The sequence below is a fragment of the Phaeobacter sp. CAU 1743 genome (genome assembly GCF_039839315.1).
Classification (GTDB): Bacteria; Pseudomonadota; Alphaproteobacteria; order Rhodobacterales; family Rhodobacteraceae; genus Phycobacter; species Phycobacter gallaeciensis_A.
The window spans coordinates 22,561-38,971 of the sequence record NZ_JBDOQR010000047.1; the positions used below are offsets into that span (position 1 = coordinate 22,561).

Below are 16,411 nucleotides of genomic sequence, written 5' to 3' on the forward strand. Positions count from 1 at the left end.
TGCGCGCCGCCCTCGGCGCGTGATTACGAAGAGGCCCAGTTTTTGGGGGCCTTCTTCATTCATCAACCCAAAATCTTGGAGCAACCCATGAAAAACTACATCCAAACCGGTGAGAATATCACCATTACCGCCGCCGCGGCCGGTACGTCCGGCAATGGCCTTCTTTTGGGCAAGCTGTTCGGCATCCTAATGGCTGACGTGAAAGTTGGCGAAGAAGTCGAACTGAAGCTGGTCGGGGTCTTTGAATTGCCGAAGACCGAAGCGCAGGCCTGGACTGTTGGCGCGGCCATCTACTGGGACGACACCAACAAGGTCTGCACCACCACCGCGACCAGCAACACCAAAATCGGCCACGCGGTCGAGATTGCAGCCAATCCGTCCACGGTTGGTGTCGTTCGCCTGTCTGGCGCTTCTGGCTAAGGCGGCTTCGCGTGTCTCTGTTTGATGGGGTGACCGGATTGTTTGAAGGGGTCTTCGACTGTTCGGTCACCCTTCATCTGGACGGCGCTGATGATGTTCTGATGCGGGGCATCTTTCGCGAAGAGCCGGGTGAAGTCGCAGACTTGGACGGCAACGATACTGTCGTCGTCAGCCCGGTTCTGAAGCTTCGTGAAGAATTCGCGGTTCAGTTGGAGCGTGGTAGCCGCGTTTCGGTTTCTTCGCGTCCGGGTGAAGTGTTCATGGTCACTGCCATCTACCCCACCCGGTCGCCCGCGCAAGACCGCCATCATCTGGCCATGCTCACGGAAGTGGACCCGGCATGACGCACTATCGATCAGCCTTGCGGGCCGAGGCAAAGGCCATCTTGAAAGCCAACGCACTCTTCGCTGGCGCAAAACAGGTGCTTTCCAGTGCCAAGGTGGATACCGACAGCGTTCCGTGTTGGTCGGTTTCGACGCCAAGCGAAGATCGCGAAGAACTGAACCGGGATCACTTCCGGACAGACACCAATTTGGTTGTAGCGCTGAGCATCAAGGACGATGCGGCCTCGATCGAGGACGCGCTTGATGACCATTCTGAGACGATTGAGACCCTCCTTATCGAGGGTCTGAAATCAAACACCGGGGTCCAAAGCGTATTGCTCCGGCGGACCGAAATCAAAACCGGCCCCGAAGCCAAGCAAATCATCGGTTCCGTGATGATGCTGTTCGAGGTCACCGGATTCATCCAAGACGTGTAGAAAGGACCTGACATGACACGGCAATACTCCGAGGCCAAAGTTGGCCTTAATCTGGATCTTCAATTCCACATTCGGCACGGCGATCCCGCCGCAGTTTTCGAGATTATGGGGGCTGAAGATGTGGATTTCCCCGATCTGACCCCGCCCCAGATCGATGTCACGCATCAGCGCAGCCCTGGTCGCGTGGGTGAGACCAAGAATGGCCCGCGCGATCCACTGATCTATGAACTCCCATTGCAGTACTGGGACGGCCACGCGACCGAAGCGACACTGCGGTCGCTGATCGCTAGCGAAGAGGTGGTCGAACTGCTGATTACCCTTGGCACGTCTTTCCGGGGCTTCGCGGCGCGCATCCTGCACTTCGATCCGACATCCATTCCGATGAAGGACAAGGCAATGGCAGTGGTGAAAATCGCCATCATGGGCGAAATCGCGAACCCAGCTGCGCTTCCGTAAGGCGGCAAGATGCTTGGAAAGCTCACCCCTCCCATGATCGACATGGGGGGGCTGTATCAGTTCGAAAAAGCGACCCGTGTTTCGGCACCGGGCTTCATCGAACAACTGGTTCGTGCCGGTTCCGAGAACCCCGACGCGCCACTTGCACCTGACGTGGTCGAACATCTGACAGTGTTGATGGCATGCTGTTTCGGGTTTGCGAGCGCATCGCGAAAACGGGCAGTCAGGCTTCTCAGAAGGTCGCCTGATCTGGTGGCGCTGGCACTTCGAGAGTTCCTGGAAGACCCTCTGCCAACCCATTCGAGCGATTCACCATCAGACGACGCCCCGGCGGCTGAATTGCCATCGGTTTTGGACATGCGCGCGGCATGGTTGGCGTCTGGTGGCGAACCCGATGTCTTCGACGGCCTGAAGCTGTGGGAGCATTCACGGATTTTGCGGCAACAGGAAAAGCGCCAGCGCGCGGCGTTGGCCGATGCCGCTGTCGCGGCGCGTGTGGCTCAATCCAAGGAAGATCATTTCAAGCGGTTTGTCTCCGAGATGCTAGGCGACGGTCGCGCAAGGACGCCGCGTGAGTGGGTCCAGCACCTTTTCAATGCAACGGCTCACCTTCCGAAGGTGACACAAGAAGAACTCTCTCTGATGAAGGGGCGGGCATGAGCAAGAAAGTTGGAATTCTGCGCGCAATTTTGCGCCTTGATGGCGCGAAGTTCGACAAGGATGTCAAGCGCCAGAAGTCAAAGATCGCGCGGTTCGCCGCCTTTGCAAAACGGGTGTTCGCACCGCTTGCAGCAGCTGCTGCAGCCATTGGTTCGGCCCGCGCGGTCAAGGGAACCCTCGATACGGTCGATGCGCAGGCCAAGCTGGCCCGCTCACTGGGCACCACGGTCGAAAGCATGCAAGTGCTGGCACGCGCTGGCGAGCTTGCAGGCGTGGGTCAGGCGCAGCTTGAACAGGGTTCGAAGGATCTGTTTCGCAGGCTGTCGCAAGCCGCCAGCGGGTCCGGGGCTGCTGCCAAGGCGTTGGAGCGGCTGAAGCTCAATTCATCTGACCTGCTGAAGCTTCCACTTGATGAACGTATCGCCAAGATCAACGGGGCGATCGCGGAGTTCATTCCGAAGGCGGAGCAAGCCGCAGTGGCCGGTGCGCTTTTTGGCGAAGAGGGTTCCATCGCCATGACGCGGCTGGACCCGGCCACCCTTGCCCAGGCGGCTGAAGAGGTTGCGAAATTTGGCCGCGTGATTTCGGATGTCGAGGCGGCAAAAATCGAACAGGCCAATGACGCGATGTCTCGCCTTGGTCTTGTCGCCCGCGGCATCGGCACCGATCTGACCATTGCCCTGGCCCCCGCGTTGGAAGCAGCGTCAAAGACGCTTGCAAGCTGGACACCGACGATCCGCGCAATTCTGAATGGTATCCGGGATGCGTTTTCGGTTCTGCAATCCTTCGTCACATACATTTTCAGCAGCGGTTCGGCTGTTTCCAATTCCTTGTCGTCAATGGCCACTGGCTTCTGGGATGTGGTCAAGCGGCTTTGGTCGGGCATCGGGCGCATCCTTTCGGGACTGCGCGCACTGATCCAGCAGGCTGGGTCATTCGACGTTGTCGTCAGTCACCTGAAGGCAATTGCATCCGAGGTCGGAGAGCGCATTGGTCTGATTTTCCGTTCCATGGGCCTTAAGGTTCGCGGGACATTTCAATTGATTGCCGGGCATGCAATCCGGTCTTTGGGTGAGATCCTGCGGAGTGCAATGTCTTGGGCCGCGCGAATGGCTGACATCGCAATAGGTTCCAAAGATGCGATGGTTGCAGCTTTCCGCGCACTGCCAAACGCCCTTGGTTCACTGATGTATGAGGCGGCAAACGCAACCATCAGAGGCGTAGAGGCGCTAGTCAACGGCGTTGTGAAGCGCATCAACGCCTTTATCACCACGATCAACAACGCGATCGCTCAGCTTCCAGAATGGGCGCGTGGCGACTTTGCGGGCATTTCGGCTGTGTCTGAGGTGTCTTTCGGCGGTGTGGAAAATCCGTTTTCCGGCTCGGACTCAGTAGGTACAGCCGCCCGCGATGCGTTTTCGGCTGCACAGGGACAAAGCAACTTTGGCACCGGCGGATCGCGCCTGTTTGAACTGTCTGCCGGGATATTGGGGCGAGGTTCCGGCAACCGGGCAGCCGGGGCAATTCTGGCCGAATACGCGCGCGCACCCCTAAGTGCTCTAGAAGAACTGCGTCAGGCAATGGATGCGGCCCGCGAGGCAGAGGCAGAGGCCTTGGCCGAAACTGAAGATCTGGGTGCGGGTCTGGATGATCTGGGTGGCAGCGCAAACACCGCTGCCAATTCACTGGATGGCGGGTCCGCCAGTGGTGGCCTGTCCGCAGCGGCGAAAGCGGCTGTCGAGAAGCTGAAAACACTACGCGAAGGCGTCAAGGGCGTTGCGGACGAACTCGCTGGGGCCATCCTTCAGGGGAGAAGCTGGGGGGAGGTTCTTTCCAATGCGTTAAAGAAAGTGGCGCAGACCTGGCTGTCGCAAGGCATCGAAACAATCCTTTTGAAGATGTCCGGTCTTGGTGGCGGCGGTGGCGGCAACCTGTTCGGTCGCATTTTGGGCGGGTTGTTTGGTGCCCGCGCCATGGGCGGCGGCGTTCGCGCCGGGCAAATCTATCAGGTCAACGAGAACACCCCTCGATCTGAATGGCTCTTTGCCAGCGGGAATGGTGGGGTGCTTAACCACGGTCAGATGACCAGCGCCGTTCGACAGGCTCTTGGGGGCGGGAATTCGCAGCAAGCGCCTGGGCTGATGCGCATCATGCTGGGTGACGGCTTGAAAGCAGAGTTCCTGAATGATGCCGCAGCACAGTCCGCTGAAATCACGCGAATGGGGATCGAGGGTAATAACTCTGCGGTTCGTCAAGCGCAGCGTCGGGGGTGAGACAATGGCAGGTTTTGTGGATCTCACTTCGTCTTTGGGTAAGAAAATTCGCCACGACAATTTGCGACTTGTCGGACAAATTGCGGACTATAACCCCGGCATAGACGGTCGTGAGCAAGTTCTTTACGCAGAAAACAGGGTGTGGCAGGGAACGATCGAATTCCCACCGATGTTTGGCCGCGACCTTGCGCTTTTGCGGTCAGTTCCAACGAGATTGCACAATCGCGCAGGGATATTACGAATACCATTGTTGAACGTAGCAAGCCTTCAGCGCGTTTTTGGAGGTGCACACAAATTCCAACAATCCGTTGGTGTCCCGCAAACGGCCATTGATCAGGGGTACACAACCTTCGGTGACACCACGACTTTCAGTGACAATACCGGCTACGCTCTTCCAGAAATGGCACATGAATACCTGTCAGAAGACCTGGTGACTGGGGCAATGAGCGTCACCCTGGACAGCTATATCGGCCGGCATCTTGCGATCGGGGATCGCTTCTCGATCATGAATCGCCTTTACGAAGTCGGGAAAAACGATGATGGACGCATTCGTTTTTCGCCGCCCCTGCGAACCGCGGCGCCAACAGGAACGCTGGTGCGGGTGTCTGAGCCCTACATAGATTTGCGGCTGGCCGGTAACGCGGATTGGGACGTTTTCGTGAACCTCGGGACATATTCGAATCCGCTAACAGTTAATGTCGTTGAGGCTTTCTACAGATGATAGAATTCTTGGCGGCGCAGCCGGAAGAATACCGCGATCAGGTCATGGATTTGCTTGGCCGTGGCGCAGTGCAGATGGCGGTCATGCTGCATCTGGATTTTGCCACCGACCCGGTTTGGCTGAGTAATCGGAACATTCCGTTCACCGATCTGAAATGGGGTCACACTTGGGGTGCAGGCGGCGGTCTGCTGGTCGGCCTGCCGGAAGTGAACGGCGGCGACAACCAGCTGGCCCCGTTCCACGAATATCGTCTGGGCATGCCCAATGAATGCATCGATGCAGAAAACTGGGCGGCTGATCTGGTGCAGATGGTCGGGGATGTCGCTGAATACCGTGGCCGCGATGCGGGGCTCTACGGGCAATTGTTTCACCCGGACACAAGTGCTGTCGTCGGGCATCCGTTTGCCTTCGATGTCGGTCAGATGGACCGCATGACGGTGTCTTTTCCGCGCGGCGGTGCCATCGTCAGCCTGACCACTGAAAGCTTCATGGCCCGCAAGGGCGCGCCGGTCTACGGCATGCAGACCTATTTCGACCAGAAGCGCCGTCATCCGACCGATGAAGGTCTGCAGTTTGTCACCGAAGCGGGCAAACTGATCACTTGGACGGATTGGTAACATGCTGGCTGATTTCATCGAAAAGACCCGCTCTGATCCGTTCGAGTGGGGCCGGAACGATTGCGCCCTGTGGTGCGCATCGGCGGTCGCGTATGAAACCGGATTTGACCCGGCGGAAGACTTGCGCGGCACCTATGCCAGCCGGTTTGAGTGCCGCCAGATCATCATTGCGGCGGGTGGATTGGTGCCGCTGATTGCCCCGCGTATGGCGTGGCACGGTCTTTCCGATCTGGATGGCGACGGGGTTGCGATCCTGACGCTGGATAAGCGGCAGTTGTGCGGGCTGATCTTGGATGGTCGCGCAGTGGTCAAGCTGGAAAGCGGTCTGCGGGTCGCGGACGAATTCACGGTTCTTCGGGGGTGGTCATGCCGCAGGCCCTAGCATTCATCGCGCCAGGCATCTTCGCGGCGGGCGGAACGGTTGCGCTGTTCACTGCGGCGGGCGGCTTGACGATTGCCGGTGCGGTTGTGAGCATTGGTGGGTCATTGTTGTTGTCAGAGTTGACGCGACCGGATGTTCCCGATGCGGCTGCGCCACAGAACATCCAGACCAACAGCAAGAATGCCGCCGGGCCGCGAATCCGGCATTACGGTGTGGTAAAAGTCGGCGGCAATGTCGTGTTCCACCGCGCCAAGGAAGGGTTTTCCTATCGGGTTATCGTTCACGGGCATGGCGAGATTTCGAACATCCTAACCCGCTACCTGAACAATGAGCCAGTGGCGATTGATGGCACCGGCTTTGTCACCGATGAACAGTATCAGCATGGTGGTCGGTCGCGGGTGCAGCTGTTCGAGCGCATGGGGTTGGTGCCGGAAACGCACTATTCGCAGATCACTGGCGTATGGGATGAATGGACATCGGCGCATCGTTTGGATGGGTTGTGGTCCAGCCTGATCATCAGCGAAAGTGTTCCGCCTGAAGAATATCGCGCCATGTATCCGAAGAATGAACCGGATCTGGCCGTTTTGGCGGAAACCACAAAATGCCTTGATCCGCGCACGGGTCTGACGGGGTTCACCGAAAACATGGCGCTGGCCATACGGGACTATGTGGCGTCGCCAGATGGCTTCAATAGGCCCAATGCATTCGACAGTCAGGACATTTCTGATCAGGCCGACATTTGTGACCGCGACGTGGCATTGGCCGCTGGCGGTACCGAAAAGCTGTATCGCATCAGCGGGTCATACCTGTTGAACGAAAGGCCGCAGAACGTGCTGGGGCGCATGCTGCAAGCCTGTGCCGGGCGCATCCGGCTGAAACCTTCAGGCAAAGTTGGCTTGAAAGTTGGGGCATGGACAGACCCGGAATTCACGCTGACCTACGGCGACATTCTGGAAGTGCAGGAAGTGAACAGCGGGCCTGATCTGCTGGATCGCTACAATGAACTGCCTGCGCGCTTCAACAGTCATGATCTGGGCCATATCGAAGTCGATGCAGAACCTTGGCAGGACGCGAACCGCGTTGCCGAAGATGGTGAGGTTCTGACCGGACCAGACAAAAGCTTGCTGATGTGCCCGTCGCACCGGCAGGCGCGTCAGGTCATGAAAATCCACATAGAGCGCGATAACCCGAAACAGGAAGTCACGCTGCTGTGTAAACCCAAGGCGCTGCCAGCGATCTATGAAGACACCATCGCGTTGAACGTGCCGCAGCTGGCCTTGGTTGGCGATTATGAGGTCGCGCGGCATGCTCTGAGTTTTGAAAAGGGTCTGCTGAAAGCGGTTGGCTTGACACTGCGCAAGATCGATTCCGCCGCCTTTACCTTGGCGCTGGCAGAACAGGGAACTGTGCAGCAACTGCCCGAACCGGACACACCTGCCGGTGTGCCTTTACCGCAGAATGTGACTGCGGCGGCTGCAGGCATCCAGACGGCCACAAACACCTTTGTTGCTGGCATCGCTGTGGGCTGGCAGGCACCGCCAAGCGATGCGCTGTCACCGCTGCTGAAAGTTACCCTGACCGGGCAAGCCAACTGGCAGGATGTGTCGGTTGGCACGGGTGCCACTTCGGTGACCATTCCGGGCCTGATCGACGGTCAGGGCTATGACGTGTCTCTGGCGTTTGTCACGCCGGGGGCCATTGTTGGGGATGCGGTCACCATCACGAATGTGGTTGCGGCTGCGGTGACAGACCCGCCTTCACCGCCCACCAACTTGGCGGTTTCAGATGCAGGCGGCAGCGCGGCCTTGGTCGAAATGACCGCGTCGACCAGTGCCAGTTTGTGGAAAACGGAAATCTACCGCGATGCGGTTCTGGTTGGCGTGGTCTACGCCGGGCCGGGATCAGAAATCGCCTTCATCGACAGCAGTGGGGCGGGAACCTTCGACTGGACCGCGAGGTCGGTGAATGTGTCGAACATTAATTCAACCAGCGATGCCGGGCCAGTAAACGCCACCATCGCCTGATCATCTGAAAATCGAGAGGTAAGGACATGACCTATCCGCATGGCGGGGCAGGCCAGATTTGGCGTGACGGAAGCCCAACTGCGCACAACCCCGAAAAGTCCGAAATCCGCGATTGGGGCCTTGATGTCGAAGGCCGTATCGTGGCGATTGAAGCGGCAGTGACGGGCACCGCCCGCTACACCCGTGATACGCTGGCAGATGTGAATGCCATTGCCAGCCCGGCCACAGGTGACACCGCTTATGTTCTGGATGATCCGGGCAACACCGGCACTTATGAATATGGTGGGGCATCGTGGAGCCGGGTCGCTGATCTTCCGGCTTCGCTGACTGATCTTGGCATTTTGCGTGAAGAATTGGACGGCAAAAGCGACGTTGGCCACGTTCACCCGATCAGCGACGTGACGGGCCTGCAGGGCGCGCTGGACGGCAAGAGCGCAGACGGCCACGGCCACGCCATCGGCGACGTGACGGGCCTGCAGGGCGCGCTGGACGGCAAGAGCGCAGACGGCCACGGCCACGCCATCGGCGACGTGACGGGCCTGCAGGGCGCGCTGGACAGTGGCTTAAACCTAAAGGGCAGAATTCTTGCTGGTGAAAGCCTAGGGGATTTCAGAGCGCCGGGGGCGTATTCGGTCCAGACGGGCGCGGTTGATTTGCCTGCTGGCGCGCCTGACGGCGGTTTCCTGATCAACGTCGAGTTTGAAGACACCTTTGTTCGGCAGACCTATTTCAGCTATGCCACCGACTATCGTCCTTGGATCAGAACCGTGCGTCTATCCAACGGCTATATCGGGCCGTGGGTCAGCCTGCATGATACGTTGCAAGCCAATATTGACGATGGGTTGAACGGTCATTTTGTGGCTTTTCAAGACAGCCCTGTGTTGGATGTTGAGGCTGGCGTCATTCGATATGGTGCAGGGTATTTCCGCCGCAAAGACGGTGGTGTAAATATTCTGTTTGATCCGCAGGACATTGGATCGTCGTCATATGACGTTCCAATTTCCGGCGTCGTGTCTGGTGCGGTCATGCACTATTTGGATACCAGCGTTGATCCGGCACTCCAGAACCCGATTGTTGCCCTGAGTGGCGGCAATGTGATTGGCACAGGTAGCTCGCTTATCCCGTTGGGAATTTGGTATGAAAACCGATGGACGCCCATTATGGGAGGGCAGTTGCACGATATTCGAACGCCGAATGTTGACTATGCAACATGGTTTGTCTTGCGACCTATTGTTGTCGATCTGGATGACACTTTGGGCAACGGTAGCCCAACGGTCTACGTTCCGCGAAATTTGTGGATCAGCTATGCTGGAACGACATCCGGTAGCGTGACTGCGGCGAATGCGCTGTCGGATCGGTTGCCCGGAAACTATTGCGCAATTTCTGTGACTAAATCCGCGCTTGCGGACGGTGGGTCTGGGCAAACCCTTTATTGGGACTTCGCGGATCAAACGGTCAAGCGGGCGGTCCACCCTGACGCGCCAGTAACGGCTGGGACAAACGGCTACTTGCTGTTGCTGACTTTGACAGGAAGTCCCGAGGGCGTGTTCACATCGCCAAACGGACTTCCTGTTGTCGAGTTGACGCCCAAAACACATGTGGATGTGTTGGCGGATGTGCGGGCGTCTTTGTTCAGTAAGTTGCGTTCAGCGCACGTTACCTTGATCGGTGACAGTATCACTTGGGGGTTAACGGCGTCTGACAACGGGCCATCGCAACCGCGTAGCCATGCGCTTACAGACACTCGGGATGATGTTACATCATCGTCCTGGGCCAACAAATTTCGCAGGTGGGCTGCGAGTGTCGCGACCGGGTTGCGTGGCGAGACGTTGCCAGCTCCGGGTGAGAGCCTGCACACGCACAACGTTGAATGTGCGCCGTATTCAGACAGCGCATTTTCCGTTCTGGACCTAAGTCGAAAAGTGTTGGTTAAGAATGGTCAGCAAAACCGAGATGGTCCGCTGTTGAAGAGCCATCTTGACGTTCAGGCGGGTATCGGGAACCGCTGCGCCTTTGAGTTTGTGGGCACGGGATTCACGGTGTTTTATGCCACCCAAGGTGGCGATACGTGGACGATTGAGGTTGATGGTGTAGTAGTTGCCACTATTCCGGCAACCGGCAACTATGTCTGGCAGAATCAGGCGGTTGTATCGGGCTTGTCGTTTGGACAGCACGGGGTTGAAATCATCAACCAGTCAACAGCCAAGGTAATTCGTTTGGAGGCGGTTCGGTTTGAAAAGTCGTTACGCTTTTCCAATAATGGCCTGATCGGGACTAACTCGGAAGAATGGTTGCCTGCTGGTGCCTTGCTGGATGGAGGAGTTCCCGAGGAAACGACGCACCTTTTCGTTCAGTTGGGGACGAATGATCGAGCGCAGGCACCTGAGGCCACCTTGCCTGCTGGCGAGCTTAGGACATCCATCAATCTGCGCCAGATTGTCGAATGGCTAAAGGCAAACCGCCAAAACGTGCATGTCATCTTGATGGCTCCGCCTATGGCCACAAACGATGAACAGGGCGATGCGGTGACGTTTAATGCCAGCACCGATGATCTCGCCCGCGAAATCGCGCAACTAGCTGACGAAATGGGGTGCGGTTTCATCGACAACTACACCTGCACGAACTTAGAATTTGTCGATGGCGTATCGTTTCTGGCGGATGGTCTACACCCAAATGATAGCGGTCACACCGTCATTGCTAGAAACATCATTTCGGCCATCACAAACGCCTGACGTAGCGTTCTGATCAACGATTGGGGCGGTGAAAGCCGCCCCGGTACTTCGGCAAAATGCGTAGGCTGAGCCAAAGCCGGGCTGGGCGGAACATAACAAAATATCCCAGCGGTGAAATCACCGACTGAATGAAAAGTGGATTAGATATGGCAGATCAGACAGGACTGGTTCAGATATTTGCGAACCTGAAAGAGCAGATTGCGCTGCTGGCGTTTTCGGGGATCGGGGGTGCGTTCTTTCGCGCCGTTCTGGCCCCGGAAGAACAGTGGAAGCGCCGCGTTGTGCAGGGCATCAGCGGCGCGCTTTCAGCAATCTTTCTGGGTGGGGTGTTGGCGCATGTCATCGACACGATGACGGGTGCTGGTGTCCTGTCCTATCTCGCTGCGGGCTTCCTGATGGGGTCGGGCGGCGAACTGGCTGTGAAGGCCATGCAGGACAAAATGATGGTGAAGAAATGAACGTCATGCTGTTGGCCGACAACTTCTTATCGGTCCTTTTGGTTCTGGTGTGCTGGTGGCTGGCGCATCAGAATTCCGCCGGGCGCGAACCGTTCGGACGGACAATCGCATCAGGCTATTCAATGCTGGCCTTGGCCGTGCTGGCAAACATGCTGTTTCGCAATCTGGATATTCTGAATTTCGTGTTGCCGGTCTCCTTGCTCTTTAGCAAGGCCGTTCTGGTGTTCACGCTTTCGGCGGTAGCTGTACGCCTGTCGATCCTCCACCCGCCACCGAACTGAATTCTGTCGATCGAACGCAACCCGGCCCGCCACTTGTGCGGGCCTTTTTTATGGAGTGACCCAAATGGATTTCCACGGCAAAGCAAAGCGCATTGACGATATTGATCTGCCCCGGATCGGCGCGAAGATCGGGGTTGGCGAAGACGAAATCCACGCAGTTCTGGACGTGGAAACACGCGGCGGCGGCTTCGACAGCAAGGGCCGCCCCAAAATGCTGTTCGAACCCCATATCTTCTACCGCGAACTGTCCGGCAAAGAACGCGACCAGGCGGTGGCCCAGGGGCTTGCCTATCGCAAGTGGGGCGAACGCCGCTATCCCAGCGACAGCTACCCCCGCTTGGAACAGGCTATGAAGATCAACGCGAACGCGGCCCTGCGGTCGGCGTCATGGGGTCTGGGCCAGATCATGGGGTTCAACCACAAGCTGGCCGGGTATCGGTCGGCGCGTGACATGGTGCTGGACTTCATGGACGACGAAGAAAAGCATTTGGAAGCGATGGTGGAATTCATTGTCGCGACCGGGCTGGACGACGAACTGCGCAACCACGATTGGCGGGGCTTCGCGCGGGGGTACAACGGCGCAGGTTACGCCAAACACGGCTATCACCTGAAACTGGCCCGTGCCTTCGACAAGTGGGCCAAGATCAAAGACACCCCCTTCGATATCAACCGGACGCCCGACAGCCCCGAACCCGGCATGTCGTTCGCCGAACGCTTGTTCGCCGCCCTTGCGGTCCTGTTTGGAAAGGAAGCCACCGTATGAAGTACCTGAAACCCAAATCGCTCACTTGGTGGGCCAGTGTTGCCCCCGTCGTCGCGGGTCTGATCGTCGCGTCTGAACCGCTGCACGGCTTTTCCGCAATCGTGCAGACGATCAACAGCGTGACAGGCAACATTTCGCCCGCCGTCATGATCAACGCCGGATTGGCCGGGATCGGCTTGCGGGGGGCGCTCTGATGCTGAAATGGCTGAACCCGCTTGGTGTGATCGCCGACCGGCTCACCGCGGCGTATGAGGCCAAGCAAAAAGCGCAGACCGATCAAGAACGCTTGAAAGCGGACGTTCTGATAAATCAGCTTGAAGCGCGCCAGATGGTCTTGGTGGCCGAACAAGGATCTTGGCTGACGCGCTGGATACGGCCTGCCTTGTCGTTCCCGATTGTGATCTACTTCTGGAAAATCGTGATCTGGGACAAGGTGCTGGGTTTGGGTGTTACCGATCCAATTGGCACGACTGGCGAATACCTTATGACGGCGGTCATTGGAGCTTATTTCGTTACGCGTCCGCTTGAAAAGATAGGCAAAGCCTGGGCTATTGGGCGGACTCGATAAGATCAGTTTGCCATTTTTTTGCCATAACGTGGTGCGAGTTCCTGCGATGTTCTGGGAAGTTTCGCGAAAATGAGAACACCGCCCCAAAGGGCGGGTCTTTTGCCATGTAACTGTTTTCTTTGGTGTTTCTGGCGGAGACGAAGGGATTCGAACCCTCGAGACCCTTCCGGGCCTACTCCCTTAGCAGGGGAGCGCCTTCGACCACTCGGCCACGTCTCCGTCGACGCGTATAGCCCAGCAACTATCGGATATACAAGGGCATTCTTGAAACGACGGGCATTTTCTTGGAAAATCCAAGAACCCCTTGAAATCGCTGTTTTTCATGGCTTCTCCCCGCCCACGGTTGAGACGCCAGTCAGGAAAGGTGCACAGAAAAACGCCCGCCAGGGGTCCTGACGGGCGCTGAAACTTCCGTGGGCATACCGAGTGTTCAGGTGTTGAACAGGAAATGCAGCACGTCGCCATCCTTGACGATATAGGCCTTGCCCTCGGCGCGCATCTTGCCGACTTCCTTGGCGCCCTGTTCGCCATTGTTGGCGATGAAATCCTCATAGGCGATGGTTTCCGCCCGGATGAAACCTTTTTCGAAATCGCCGTGGATGACGCCTGCGGCCTGCGGTGCCGAGGTGCCCGCGCGGATGGTCCAGGCGCGGGCCTCTTTGGGGCCGACGGTGAAATAGGTTTCCAGATGCAGCAGCTCGTAGCCCGCGCGGATCAGCCGGTCGAGCCCGGCTTCGCTGAGGCCCATTTCCTCAAGGAACATCTCTGCCTCTTCAGGATCCAGCTGGCTGATCTCCTCTTCGATCTGAGCCGAGATAATCACATGGGCATTGCCCTGTGCCGCTGCCATTTCTGCCACTTTGGCAGAGTATTCGTTGCCTTCAACGGATTCGGATTCGCCGACATTGCAGACATAAAGCACCGGTTTGGTGGTCAGCAGCTGCAGCATCCGCCAAGCCTTGGCATCTTCGGCGTCAACCTCGACGAGGCGCGCGGGTTTGCCCTCTTCCAGCATCGCCTGGGCGTCGGCCAGAAGGCGATCCTGCTGCTGGGCCTCCTTGTCATTGCCCTTCAGCTTGCGCACGAGGCCCGCACGGCGTTTCTCGATGCTTTCCAAGTCGGCCAGCATCAGTTCGGTTTCGATGGTTTCAGCATCGGCCACCGGATCGACGCGCCCTTCGACGTGGGTCACATCGCCGTCTTCGAAACAGCGCAGCACATGGGCGATGGCGTCCACTTCACGGATATTGGCCAGGAACTGGTTGCCCAGCCCTTCGCCCTTGGAAGCGCCTTTGACGAGGCCGGCGATGTCCACGAATGTCATCCGTGTCGGGATGATCTGTTTCGATCCCGCGACGGCTGCCAGCTTATCAAGGCGCGCATCGGGCACCCCGACCTCGCCCACATTCGGCTCGATCGTGCAGAACGGAAAATTCGCTGCCTGCGCCGAGGCTGTTTTCGTCAATGCGTTGAACAATGTCGACTTACCAACATTGGGCAGACCGACGATTCCCATTTTAAAGCCCATACCGGCCTCCTGATGCCACTTGGGAGCCGCTTCTAGGCAGCATTGGGCGGTGGCGCAAGCGGTCATGGCCCCGCAGCAACCATTGTCATTCGCCCCGACCGCCCCGTTCACGCCATATCACGGCCGCTATCATTGTCTTGATTTTCCTGTTGCAAACGGACTTCAACACCCATGTCCCGGTCACCCAATTCTCCTGATGCTGAGTGAGACGATGAAATACATTGCTGCCCTGACCGCCGTCCTTTTGTCCGCAGGCGCTGCCGCCGCGCAGGACCGCGAACTATCTGTCGGGATCGGATACTCCGAATTTTCCCGGCCCGGGTCGGAAAACAGCGCGCTTGTGTCGCTGGATTACCGGCACAACGCGTTTTACGAAAAGGGCATCTTTTCCGCCCGTTTCGGTGCTGCCCTGGACGTGCAGGAGACCGGAGACCTCTTCATCGGCGCCGGTGTGGCGGGCAAATGGGATCTGGGCCAATCCTGGTTCATCGAGGCCAGCGTCCTGCCGGGCGCCTATTTCGAAAGCGTGGCGCTGAACGAACTGGGGTCGACCTTCGAGATCCGCAGCATGGCAGGCGTCGGACGCAGCTTTGCCAACGGGACCGCCCTGTCGCTGTCCCTGTCGCATAAATCCAATGCTTCGACCGCCGATATCAATCCCGGCGTGAATTCCCTGCATCTGCGCTGGCATTTTCCGCTGTGATCCGGGGCATGTGCTGCAGGGTTGATGTGGCTTGGGATTGATTTCCGGCAGAACATTCGGCACACCAGAGCGGACATCACAAACAAGGCCCGATCATGACCCGCATTGACGCCAAATTCGCCGAGCTTTCGGCCGCCGGAAAGAAAGCTTTCGTCTCCTATGTCATGGCCGGAGATCCGGATTTCGACACCGCGCTGGAGGTGGTCAAGGGACTGCCTGCCGCCGGGGTCGACATTATCGAACTGGGCCTGCCCTTTACCGATCCGATGGCGGATGGGCCCACCATTCAGTTGGCCGGGCAACGGGCGCTGGACGCCGGGATGACCCTGGAACGTACCCTGCAGCTGGCCTCGGAATTCCGCAAAGGTGACGATACCACGCCGATCGTGCTGATGGGCTATTACAACCCGATCTATAACCGCGGCGTCGATAAATTTCTGACCGACGCCAAGGCCGCCGGGATCGACGGGCTGATCGTGGTCGACCTGCCCCCGGAAGAAGACGATGAGCTGTGCATTCCCGCCCAGGCCGCCGGGCTGAACTTCATTCGCCTTGCGACGCCCACCACAGATGACAAACGCCTGCCGCGGGTGCTGCAGAACACCTCGGGCTTTGTCTATTATGTCTCCATCACCGGCATCACCGGCGCCGCCGAGGCCGAAGCAGGCGATGTTGGACCGGAGGTGGCGCGCATCAAGGCCGCCACCGACCTTCCGGTAATCGTGGGCTTTGGCATCAATACCCCGGAAAAGGCGCGCAATATCGCGTCGATTTCGGACGGTGCCGTAGTCGGCAGCGCCATCGTCAGCCAGATAGCCGCCGGAAAACCGGTAGAGGAAGTTCTGGCCTTTGTGAAATCCCTGTCGGATGGCGCCCACGCCGCCTGACGCCTCCTTCAGAACAACAACCTGATCCGCGCTGCGGATCAGGTGGGTCAGGTGGTCTTCCCCCACTGAAGTGGTCCTCCGCTATGTTTAGGAAAACGGAGGAAACACATGGCCAACAAGCGACCAAAGCCCGAGGAAATTGTCACGAAGTTGCGACAGGTTGAGGTTCTGACGGGGC

General features: G+C 58.1%; 19 protein-coding genes and 1 tRNA gene. 18 read left to right on the forward strand and 2 right to left on the reverse strand.

Going from position 1 to position 16,411, the window contains the following annotated elements:
- Nucleotides 1-87 precede the first annotated feature (87 nt).
- The 16 genes from AAFO90_RS16950 to AAFO90_RS17025 all read left to right on the forward strand — a co-directional run bounded on the left by AAFO90_RS16950 (nucleotide 88) and on the right by AAFO90_RS17025 (nucleotide 13,115).
- Nucleotides 88-420, forward strand: coding sequence for a DUF2190 family protein (locus AAFO90_RS16950; RefSeq protein ID WP_347510109.1), 333 nt, complete (start codon nucleotides 88-90; stop codon nucleotides 418-420).
- A gap of 11 nt (nucleotides 421-431) precedes the next feature.
- Nucleotides 432-764 carry a hypothetical protein gene (locus AAFO90_RS16955; protein WP_347510110.1) on the forward strand — a complete coding sequence of 111 codons (333 nt, stop codon included), beginning with the start codon at nucleotides 432-434 and terminating at the stop codon, nucleotides 762-764.
- Between the two features lie 41 nt (nucleotides 765-805).
- Nucleotides 806-1,180 (forward strand): hypothetical protein, encoded by a 375-nt coding sequence (locus AAFO90_RS16960; RefSeq protein WP_347510111.1) that lies wholly within the window; start codon nucleotides 806-808, stop codon nucleotides 1,178-1,180.
- Between the two features lie 12 nt (nucleotides 1,181-1,192).
- Complete coding sequence (locus tag AAFO90_RS16965; RefSeq protein ID WP_347510112.1) at nucleotides 1,193-1,636, forward strand: phage tail tube protein; 444 nt, start codon at nucleotides 1,193-1,195, stop codon at nucleotides 1,634-1,636.
- Between the two features lie 9 nt (nucleotides 1,637-1,645).
- On the forward strand, nucleotides 1,646-2,296 hold the full coding sequence (locus AAFO90_RS16970; protein ID WP_347510113.1) for a hypothetical protein: 651 nt from the start codon (nucleotides 1,646-1,648) through the stop codon (nucleotides 2,294-2,296).
- On the forward strand, nucleotides 2,293-4,569 hold the full coding sequence (locus AAFO90_RS16975) for a hypothetical protein (protein WP_347510114.1): 2,277 nt from the start codon (nucleotides 2,293-2,295) through the stop codon (nucleotides 4,567-4,569). The genes AAFO90_RS16970 and AAFO90_RS16975 overlap by 4 nt, the downstream gene beginning before the upstream one ends.
- Nucleotides 4,570-4,573: 4 nt before the next feature.
- The gene (locus tag AAFO90_RS16980) at nucleotides 4,574-5,290 is read left to right on the forward strand and encodes a hypothetical protein (RefSeq protein ID WP_347510115.1); all 717 of its coding nucleotides are present in this window, start codon (nucleotides 4,574-4,576) and stop codon (nucleotides 5,288-5,290) included.
- The gene (locus tag AAFO90_RS16985) at nucleotides 5,287-5,907 is read left to right on the forward strand and encodes a hypothetical protein (RefSeq protein ID WP_347510116.1); all 621 of its coding nucleotides are present in this window, start codon (nucleotides 5,287-5,289) and stop codon (nucleotides 5,905-5,907) included. Before AAFO90_RS16980 ends, AAFO90_RS16985 begins: the two co-directional genes overlap by 4 nt.
- 1 nt (nucleotide 5,908) lies before the next feature.
- A complete protein-coding gene (locus tag AAFO90_RS16990) occupies nucleotides 5,909-6,289 on the forward strand; it encodes a hypothetical protein (RefSeq protein WP_347510117.1) in 381 nt (126 codons plus the stop codon).
- Nucleotides 6,274-8,313: a hypothetical protein gene (locus AAFO90_RS16995; RefSeq protein ID WP_347510118.1), complete on the forward strand. Its 2,040-nt coding sequence runs from the start codon at nucleotides 6,274-6,276 to the stop codon at nucleotides 8,311-8,313. Before AAFO90_RS16990 ends, AAFO90_RS16995 begins: the two co-directional genes overlap by 16 nt.
- 26 nt (nucleotides 8,314-8,339) lie before the next feature.
- Entirely contained in the window at nucleotides 8,340-11,045 is a 2,706-nt protein-coding gene (locus AAFO90_RS17000; RefSeq protein WP_347510119.1) for a GDSL-type esterase/lipase family protein, read from the forward strand.
- 146 nt (nucleotides 11,046-11,191) lie between these two features.
- Entirely contained in the window at nucleotides 11,192-11,503 is a 312-nt protein-coding gene (locus tag AAFO90_RS17005; protein WP_347510120.1) for a hypothetical protein, read from the forward strand.
- Nucleotides 11,500-11,784, forward strand: a complete 285-nt coding sequence (locus AAFO90_RS17010) for a hypothetical protein (protein WP_347510121.1) — start codon at nucleotides 11,500-11,502, stop codon at nucleotides 11,782-11,784. Before AAFO90_RS17005 ends, AAFO90_RS17010 begins: the two co-directional genes overlap by 4 nt.
- 64 nt (nucleotides 11,785-11,848) lie before the next feature.
- On the forward strand, nucleotides 11,849-12,547 hold the full coding sequence (locus AAFO90_RS17015) for an N-acetylmuramidase family protein (protein WP_347510122.1): 699 nt from the start codon (nucleotides 11,849-11,851) through the stop codon (nucleotides 12,545-12,547).
- Nucleotides 12,544-12,741, forward strand: a complete 198-nt coding sequence (locus AAFO90_RS17020) for a hypothetical protein (RefSeq protein ID WP_347510123.1) — start codon at nucleotides 12,544-12,546, stop codon at nucleotides 12,739-12,741. Before AAFO90_RS17015 ends, AAFO90_RS17020 begins: the two co-directional genes overlap by 4 nt.
- The gene (locus tag AAFO90_RS17025; protein WP_347510124.1) at nucleotides 12,741-13,115 is read left to right on the forward strand and encodes a hypothetical protein; all 375 of its coding nucleotides are present in this window, start codon (nucleotides 12,741-12,743) and stop codon (nucleotides 13,113-13,115) included. Before AAFO90_RS17020 ends, AAFO90_RS17025 begins: the two co-directional genes overlap by 1 nt.
- 129 nt (nucleotides 13,116-13,244) lie before the next feature.
- On the opposite strand, the gene AAFO90_RS17030 is transcribed toward AAFO90_RS17025, so the two are convergent.
- Both AAFO90_RS17030 and ychF read right to left on the reverse strand, forming a co-directional pair.
- Nucleotides 13,245-13,334, reverse strand: a tRNA-Ser gene (locus AAFO90_RS17030).
- A gap of 211 nt (nucleotides 13,335-13,545) precedes the next feature.
- Nucleotides 13,546-14,643: a redox-regulated ATPase YchF gene (ychF, locus tag AAFO90_RS17035; protein ID WP_347510125.1), complete on the reverse strand. Its 1,098-nt coding sequence runs from the start codon at nucleotides 14,641-14,643 to the stop codon at nucleotides 13,546-13,548.
- Between the two features lie 211 nt (nucleotides 14,644-14,854).
- On the opposite strand from ychF, the gene AAFO90_RS17040 reads away from it, so the two are divergent.
- Nucleotides 14,855-15,346: an acyloxyacyl hydrolase gene (locus tag AAFO90_RS17040; RefSeq protein ID WP_347510126.1), complete on the forward strand. Its 492-nt coding sequence runs from the start codon at nucleotides 14,855-14,857 to the stop codon at nucleotides 15,344-15,346.
- 95 nt (nucleotides 15,347-15,441) lie between these two features.
- A complete protein-coding gene (gene trpA, locus AAFO90_RS17045; RefSeq protein WP_274840181.1) occupies nucleotides 15,442-16,233 on the forward strand; it encodes a tryptophan synthase subunit alpha in 792 nt (263 codons plus the stop codon).
- The last annotated feature ends 178 nt before the right edge of the window (nucleotides 16,234-16,411 follow it).

Coding starts and splice junctions, on each gene's coding strand:
- AAFO90_RS16950 (WP_347510109.1), top strand. CDS start 88: ATGAAAAACTACATCCAAACCGGTGAGAATATCACCATTACCGCCGCC.
- AAFO90_RS16965 (WP_347510112.1), top strand. CDS start 1,193: ATGACACGGCAATACTCCGAGGCCAAAGTTGGCCTTAATCTGGATCTT.
- AAFO90_RS16970 (WP_347510113.1), top strand. CDS start 1,646: ATGCTTGGAAAGCTCACCCCTCCCATGATCGACATGGGGGGGCTGTAT.
- AAFO90_RS16975 (WP_347510114.1), top strand. CDS start 2,293: ATGAGCAAGAAAGTTGGAATTCTGCGCGCAATTTTGCGCCTTGATGGC.
- AAFO90_RS16980 (WP_347510115.1), top strand. CDS start 4,574: ATGGCAGGTTTTGTGGATCTCACTTCGTCTTTGGGTAAGAAAATTCGC.
- AAFO90_RS16985 (WP_347510116.1), top strand. CDS start 5,287: ATGATAGAATTCTTGGCGGCGCAGCCGGAAGAATACCGCGATCAGGTC.
- AAFO90_RS16990 (WP_347510117.1), top strand. CDS start 5,909: ATGCTGGCTGATTTCATCGAAAAGACCCGCTCTGATCCGTTCGAGTGG.
- AAFO90_RS16995 (WP_347510118.1), top strand. CDS start 6,274: ATGCCGCAGGCCCTAGCATTCATCGCGCCAGGCATCTTCGCGGCGGGC.
- AAFO90_RS17000 (WP_347510119.1), top strand. CDS start 8,340: ATGACCTATCCGCATGGCGGGGCAGGCCAGATTTGGCGTGACGGAAGC.
- AAFO90_RS17005 (WP_347510120.1), top strand. CDS start 11,192: ATGGCAGATCAGACAGGACTGGTTCAGATATTTGCGAACCTGAAAGAG.
- AAFO90_RS17010 (WP_347510121.1), top strand. CDS start 11,500: ATGAACGTCATGCTGTTGGCCGACAACTTCTTATCGGTCCTTTTGGTT.
- AAFO90_RS17015 (WP_347510122.1), top strand. CDS start 11,849: ATGGATTTCCACGGCAAAGCAAAGCGCATTGACGATATTGATCTGCCC.
- AAFO90_RS17020 (WP_347510123.1), top strand. CDS start 12,544: ATGAAGTACCTGAAACCCAAATCGCTCACTTGGTGGGCCAGTGTTGCC.
- AAFO90_RS17025 (WP_347510124.1), top strand. CDS start 12,741: ATGCTGAAATGGCTGAACCCGCTTGGTGTGATCGCCGACCGGCTCACC.
- ychF (WP_347510125.1), bottom strand. CDS start 14,643: ATGGGCTTTAAAATGGGAATCGTCGGTCTGCCCAATGTTGGTAAGTCG.
- AAFO90_RS17040 (WP_347510126.1), top strand. CDS start 14,855: ATGAAATACATTGCTGCCCTGACCGCCGTCCTTTTGTCCGCAGGCGCT.
- trpA (WP_274840181.1), top strand. CDS start 15,442: ATGACCCGCATTGACGCCAAATTCGCCGAGCTTTCGGCCGCCGGAAAG.